Here is a 6859-nt window from a genome sequence, read left to right as displayed (position 1 = left end):
CCGGACCCGCCATGCCTAACGGCGCGGCGGTTTGGTATGGGAGGATGTCGGCGTTTTTTGTGAGGATGTCGGAGTATTCTTGGGGCGCCATCCGGTGAAACTGACGGGCCCCGGCGCGTTCGCTCAGAGCTTAATTTTATTGCCCCGATGGTTCCCCCGAGGCCTCTTTTAGTCGTTGTTCTGTCAGTGCTCGATGGTGGAATAGAGGTATGAAAAGCAGCAAAGCTTATGCTCCCGGAGCGGGGATCCCTCCCGAATCTGGCGCCGATTCCGCCTCCGACCACGGGTCCACTGGTACTTCCGCCGGGTATGGCGTGGGTGGCCCGTTAAGCGTCGATGCCGAGTGGATCGCTCCCGTCGCTGATGGGTGCGGAATGACAGCTAATCCAGGCCAGTCTGGGCCTGACGCGCGGGTGCGGTCTAGTGATGAATCCTCTGCATTGACGGGGCAGCTGGGATTAGCGGCTCCTGCCGGGCTGGGTTCCTCTCAGGCGTTGGATGCGTTGAGGGATGTCGCCGAGGCCAGGTCGTGGCTCGATGCGCAGGAAGCGAAGCTCGTCACCCGAATTCTGGACCTTCAGGCTGAGCGGATCCACGGTGGCCGTGGCACTTTGGATTTCGATAAAGCCCTCGCCGCGAGCGAGGTCGGTGCCGCCTTGCGCCTACCGGAGCGGACCGCTGGGAGCCTGATCGAACACAGTACGCTCCTCACCCGCCACTACCCTGCCACGTTGCACGCGTTGGAGGGCGGCAGGTTCTCGCGCCGTCATGCGTGGGCGGTCGTTGAAGAGGCCAGCAACCTGCCCGACGTTGTCCCTGCAGTTACCGTCGCCTACGAAAGTAAGCTCATCGCCATGGCGGGGAAAACAACGGTCGCGAAGTTCTCTCAGCAGGCCCACCGGTTACTCGAGAGGCTCCACCCCGAATCGATCACTACCCGACACAAGAAGGCCGTCCAGGGCCGGTTGCTGCAACTCAGTCCCGCGTATGACGGGATGGCTTGGCTCGAAGCGTATCTACCTGTCGTTCAGGCCGCAGGGATCTTCCATCGGGTCGACACCGCTGCCCGCGCCCTGCAAGGCCCCGACGAACCCCGGACTCTCACCCAGCTACGCGCCGACGTATTCACCGACGTCCTCACCAGCGCCGGACCAAACGATGGCGATGGTGTTCAGGCGAAAGTGTTTGTCACGGTCCCGGTGATGACGCTCCTCGGCGGGGACACACCGGGGGAACTCGAGGGGTACGGGCCGATCGACCCCGATGCGGCCCGCCGGTTGGCTGGGCACGCGCCGTCGTTCACCAGGATACTCACCCACCCCTCCACCGGGGCCAGACTTGGCGCTGACGCCACCACCTACCGGGTCCCCAAGGACTTGCAGGACTCGGTCCGGGTCCGGGATCGTACGTGCAGGCACCCGGGCTGTAACCGGTTGGCGGTGTTTTGCGAACTCGACCACACCATCCCCTGGGCCAGCGGCGGGAAAACCAGCTACTCCAACCTGGCGTGTCTGTGTAAACGCCACCACATGTTCAAAACCGAAGGCTACTGGCACTACCAACAACCAGAGGCTGGGACCATCATCGCTATCTCACCAGCCGGCGAAACCTACACCACACGACCAGACCCACCCCCAGAGCCCAGGGCACCAGACCCACCGCCCTTCTAACCTGAACCGTTTCGAGCAGGACCGTTTCGAGCAGCTCATTTCGAGCTGTACCGTTTCGAGCAGGACCGTTTCGAGCAGCTCATTTCGAGTAGTACCGGTCGCGCCAGGCAGCTACTTGGCGGAAGCCGACCGTTGACCCGTTGAACGCCACCGGATGAGGACAGTTACCGCAACCACTACGACAGCGACCACAGACGCTGATATCACAGTCGGCGTAGATTCCATCTCGCCACTAGTGCGGCCGACGGCAATCCAGGCCAGTCCCCAACCAATCGCTGCTGCGATAGCAAGCCGACCGTTGCCTTTGAACGCCAGACCGACGCCCACCACAGCAACAACTGCGAGCACACCCACAGCCCAAAGGTCCGCGTTCACGCCAAATCCATCGAACCCGGCGGAAGACAAAGCGGCGGCTATGTTTGCGCAAACCGCTACACAGACCCACCCCAGATAGAGGCCAAGCGTGCCGTCAACAATGACCGCCTCAGGCCAGGACACAGCGGGACGGCTGCTGTAGCGCAGAAACACATTCACGAGGACTGCAAGGAGCGCCGCAATCACCAGAACACTGGCGTTGAGAAACGCCGCTTGAATACTCAGAATCCAGATGGCGTTCAACACCATCGACGCCGCCACCAGCCAGCCGAGTGCTCGTTGCCGCTGGCTGGCTCGCTGGGACGGCAGCCATTGCCACACGGTGTAGGCCACTAGGCCGAGGTAGACCACTGTCCAGATCGAAAAGGCAGCACCCGCTGGCGCCAACCGGGTAGCGTCGGCGCCCAGGGCACCGTCAGCAGCCTCGGCGATCGGCGTTCCACCAAAGACCCCCACGCCAACCATCGATCCCACTATGCAAAAAGCCATGCTTAGGGTGACTGTGATCTGGCGGTAAAGGTCGGCGTTGGTCTTATTGTCGATTAATGTGTGAGCGCTCATACCTCCATTGAACCGCCACCCTGATTAGAAAACTATCTCTTGAATCAATCCATCAGTAGGCTGGGTAGTTCACGTCTTTACTCGAAAGGGGTATGTCATGACTGAATCAAATCTTCCCGAAGAGGAACTGAGCATCGTCGACGGAATCGACCCAGCGGAAGCTGAGGAGTTGGATCCGATAGCCGTGGGACAGCCTGACAGCTACCCGGGCGCGGCCGAGGACAACCCCGATCTGTGGCGCAACGACCCACTGCTCCAGGACGAGCCGGCTGCGACCGCAACTGAAGGAGACGTTATGGATGATCAAGCGTTGCGCGACGAATCGGCAGGCGAGCTGGCAAACGATGTGCCGACCCTGGGCGAAGCCGCCGCAGATGTGGACTTCGGCGATCCTGCCGACGAATCCGAGGTTGACGGCAGTGACGACAGCGCCAACCTCGGCGGCTCACCACTCAACGAGGCCGATGAGAACCCACTGGACCAATAGAGCAAAAGAATCACCCTGCTGCGCCGTCGACCTACCGATCGGAGGTCCGTCGGTGGCGCAGTGGCTCATCGGCCGGGACAAGCACCGGATCGAGCGGCAATCTCGCCGGTGCGCGCAGCCCGCCCCTCACAACACCGGAGCGGGCCGCTTAGCCTTCGCACTCCCGGCAGAACAGGAGATCGCCCTTTTGCCGGGCAACCTGGCTGCGATGGCGGACCAGGAAACAGGAGGAGCAGGTGAACTCGTCCTCCTGGGGCGGGATAACCCGGATCAGGAGTTCTTCGCCGGAAAGATCCGCACCGGGAAGGTCAATGCCCTCAGCCGTGTCGGCGTCCTCGACATCGACCGAAGCTGATTGGGATTTACTGCCACGGTTAGCCTGAAGGGCTTCGAGGGACTCGGCTTCCTTGTCCTCATCATTGTTGCGCGGTGCGTCGTAATCCGTTGCCATGCCGGTGCCGTTCTCCTGGAAATCGTTGAAGCCTGTGGGTAATGCAGCCACCGAGTGCAGCCGGGAAAATTCCGGCCCACTGTGCCGGGGAAATTGTCGCACGGATGTCCTATTACTAGGCCCCATGTCGAGCGTCTCGTACTGGTACACCGGGTGATAGGTACATCAAGCACAGCAGGTGCCCACTTATTCCCTGGCTCGAGCCGGGTTGTGGAGTCCCCCGGCGCGACGACGTATATGGCTCCGGGCGCCACCACCATCGTCAGAACTGAAGACGGCCGCGGAATAGGGTGGCCGCCGTGATGGTTGCTACCTGTGGAACCCATTGTCGACTGAAACGTGCAACTTGTGACTCTGTTTACCCCACTCAGCCTTGGCCAGCTCGAACTGCCCAACCGCATCGTTATGGCCCCGCTCACCCGGGTCCGGTCGAGCCGTGACGGCGTTCCCGGACCGATAGTTGTGGAGCATTACCGCCAGCGCGCCTCATTGGGCTTGATCGTCACCGAGGGCACCTACCCCAGCCACGCGGGCCGTGGCTTTCCCGGCCAACCAGGCCTGGTAACCGAGGAACAGCTCGAGGGCTGGCGCAAGGTGACGGACGCCGTGCACGACGCCGGAGGCCGCCTCTTCGCTCAGGTAATGCATGCGGGGCGCGTCACCCACGAGTCGACCACCGGCGGACACACAGTCGTCGCTCCAAGCGCCATCGCGATCAATGGGGAAACGCGCACCTACGACGGCAAGATGCCGTACCCAGTGCCGCACGCGTTAACTGGTGACGAACTACCCGGCGTCATCGAGGAGTTTGTGCAGGCGTCGCGGAACGCGATCGACGCCGGTATGGACGGTGTCGAACTCCATGGTGCCAATGGATACCTGCTGCACCAGTTCATGTTCCCCGAAACGAACCAGCGCGACGACGGCTATGGCGGGTCACCCGAGAACCGGGCGCGTTTCATGATCGAGGTGGTCCAGGCAGTTGTTAAGGCGGTCGGCGCCGAGCGGGTAGGGCTCCGAATCTCCCCGGGCACCAGCGCACGGGACGTGCTTCCCGTTGATCCGTCCGACGCCCTTTCCACCTACGGCGCAATGGCAGATGCCATCGCGCCTCTGAAAATTGCTTACCTGAGCGTGCTCCATGAGGATCCTGCCGGTGCACTGGTGCAGACAATCCGCACCCGATTCGATGGACCGTTCCTGGTTAACAGCGGATTCGGGGTCATGACCGATCTGGACGAAGCTGAGGAGATCCTGGCATCGAACATCGGTGACGCAGTCGTCGTCGGCCGTCAGGCCATCGCGAACCCGGATTTGGCCCGCCGCTGGCAGGAGGGCCTGCCGTTGAACGAGCCGGACCCGTTGACCTATTACTCGGACGGCGCGGAAGGGTACATCGATTACCCGTTCTATCAGGAGCCGCTCGCCGAGGCTACCGCCTAGCGCGCTGCGCGAAAGGCTGCCGCTGGGAAGGTACGCGGCCAGGCGTGCCGGTTGGTCGAGGCTAGCCCTCATGGCCAACCTGCAGCTGCACGTCATCCGCCCTCACGGCTTGGTAAAACCTTGGGGAACCAGCCATTTTCGAAGATGTTTACCTTCAACCCGTTGCGCATTTGAGCGGCGTGGGTCACTCTAAGGGATACATAAGAAATTCCCCGCGCAGGGGTGAGTCGGTGGGGGCTAGCGAGCTTGCCCTTTGATGGGGTTCTTCCTCGTCCGTCAGCTTGCCCGGCAGGGATAAGCCTGGAGCTGCTCGTGACACATGTCGGACCAACCACTTCCCCGAGAACACCGGGATTGCGCAGGTCTGCAACCCGCGGGGCACTCGCTGTATGCATCACTGTGGCGGCGGTCTGTGGTTCCGGTTATCAGAGCACCTTCATCGGTGGCTCGGGACAGCTCACCGCGGCGGCGGCCCGCTCCGCTATGTCATCGGCTGCGCCAACCGGCTGGGTGGGCCGGGAGCTGCTGACGCTCCCCACCCCGCCGTCCCAAGACTTCCTGGTCCCCGATGGCCCCACCAGTGGACCCGCGGTGGAGGTAACCGCACCCGCCGACGACGGCCTCAAGGTGACAAGCATTCCTTCCAGCGGCCCCGATCGCCCTGACGCTGGGTCTCTCATGTCACCGCTGGGAGTGCTCAGCCCCAGCTCCCCTTTCGGCGAGCGCATTAACCCGATTACCGGTGCGGCCGGCGAGTTTCACTATGGCCTGGATTTCGCAGCGCCCTGCGGCACACTCGTCCACGCGGCCGACGCTGGCACGGTGCGGGCGGTCGGCTGGCACCTGTGGGGCGGCGGCAATCGCGTGGAGATCGATCACGGCAACGGATTGATCACTACCTACAACCACCTCGAAGGTATCTCAGTTGAAACGGGGGATACGGTAGCGGTCAGCCAGATCGTGGCCGCAGTGGGATCGACAGGGTCCTCGACAGGCTGCCACCTCCACTTTGAAACCATCCGCGACGGATCCCATGTTGACCCAGGAGGCTGGACTCTAACCCCACTGGGTCGTTCGATTAATGCGGGATCACCGGACATGACCTCGTACGCGCCTGGTGGGACCGGCTCAGGCGAATCTTCAGTGCCCTGGGTGATCGCCATGCCACACGAGGTGTCGCACGGAGCTGAGAATGCCCCCGGTCTGGTCATCGCCGCAGCATCGCCCCGCAGGTTACCTGCACCTCAGGCCGCACCCGTTTCGGCAGCTCCTGTTTCGCCGAAGCCTTCTTCGGCCCCCTCGTCCAGCCCGAAGCCTTCGCCGTCTCCTGCGCCAGATCATTCGACCCCACCCGCCGCTCCGACGCCATCGCACACTCCGCCGATCACAAAGGCGCCAGCTCCGGGTGACAAAACCAATCCGCACCCCGGCCCGTCGCCGTCGCCGGGACCCGCTGCGCACCCGACACCTTCGCCAACGCCCAAACCAACGCCCGATCCCACACCAAAGCCAGCTCCCGTGCCGGTACCCACGCCCGATCCTTCCCCAGCGCCGGACCCCGAAGCGGACCCAGCGCCGACCCCTGAGCCGGACCTCAACTGTGAGGACGGATCCGATCCGGCGCCCCCACCTGCTATCGGCATCGGATCCGGCGCAGAGACTGGGAACGATCCAGTTCCCGCCCCCGCCCCCGCCCCTTCACCGCTTCCGGCGCCAGAGCCTGAACCGGCGCCTGCAGATATCGACGGTTCAGCCGATGGTCACGGAACGGCCGACGAGAGCGGCGACGGAACCGGGAGCGACGACCCCTCCAAGCCGGCTCTCGGCTGCGAGGCAGACACGTCGCCAGAGCAGTCCGAAGAGATCACGGCG

At 63.2% G+C, this 6859-nt stretch carries 6 protein-coding genes; 4 read left to right on the top strand and 2 right to left on the bottom strand.

Annotation, left to right across the window (positions count from 1 at the left end):
- The first annotated feature begins 209 nt into the window (after positions 1–209).
- The gene (locus tag Y703_RS20105; protein ID WP_253908069.1) at positions 210–1670 is read left to right on the top strand and encodes an HNH endonuclease signature motif containing protein; all 1461 of its coding nucleotides are present in this window, start codon (positions 210–212) and stop codon (positions 1668–1670) included.
- 111 nt (positions 1671–1781) lie between these two features.
- Here Y703_RS20105 and Y703_RS0114310 read toward each other — a convergent pair whose 3' ends face one another.
- Complete coding sequence (locus tag Y703_RS0114310; protein ID WP_026553252.1) at positions 1782–2606, bottom strand: TspO/MBR family protein; 825 nt, start codon at positions 2604–2606, stop codon at positions 1782–1784.
- Between the two features lie 97 nt (positions 2607–2703).
- Here Y703_RS0114310 and Y703_RS0114305 point away from each other — a divergent pair, with 97 nt between their 5' ends.
- Positions 2704–3093 carry a hypothetical protein gene (locus Y703_RS0114305; RefSeq protein WP_026553251.1) on the top strand — a complete coding sequence of 130 codons (390 nt, stop codon included), beginning with the start codon at positions 2704–2706 and terminating at the stop codon, positions 3091–3093.
- A gap of 148 nt (positions 3094–3241) precedes the next feature.
- On the opposite strand, the gene Y703_RS0114300 is transcribed toward Y703_RS0114305, so the two are convergent.
- On the bottom strand, positions 3242–3544 hold the full coding sequence (locus Y703_RS0114300; protein ID WP_026553250.1) for a DUF4193 domain-containing protein: 303 nt from the start codon (positions 3542–3544) through the stop codon (positions 3242–3244).
- A 348-nt stretch (positions 3545–3892) separates the two neighbouring features.
- Between Y703_RS0114300 and Y703_RS0114295 the strand changes: the two genes are divergently transcribed.
- Positions 3893–4987, top strand: coding sequence for an alkene reductase (locus Y703_RS0114295; RefSeq protein ID WP_026553249.1), 1095 nt, complete (start codon positions 3893–3895; stop codon positions 4985–4987).
- Between the two features lie 354 nt (positions 4988–5341).
- On the top strand, positions 5342–6859 hold a 1518-nt coding region (locus Y703_RS22230), incomplete at its 3' end, for a peptidoglycan DD-metalloendopeptidase family protein (RefSeq protein WP_253908068.1).

It is taken from the genome of Arthrobacter sp. H20, from assembly GCF_000520515.1.
Lineage (GTDB): Bacteria > Actinomycetota > Actinomycetes > Actinomycetales > Micrococcaceae > Arthrobacter_D.
This window is presented reverse-complemented; position numbering and strand designations above follow the sequence as displayed.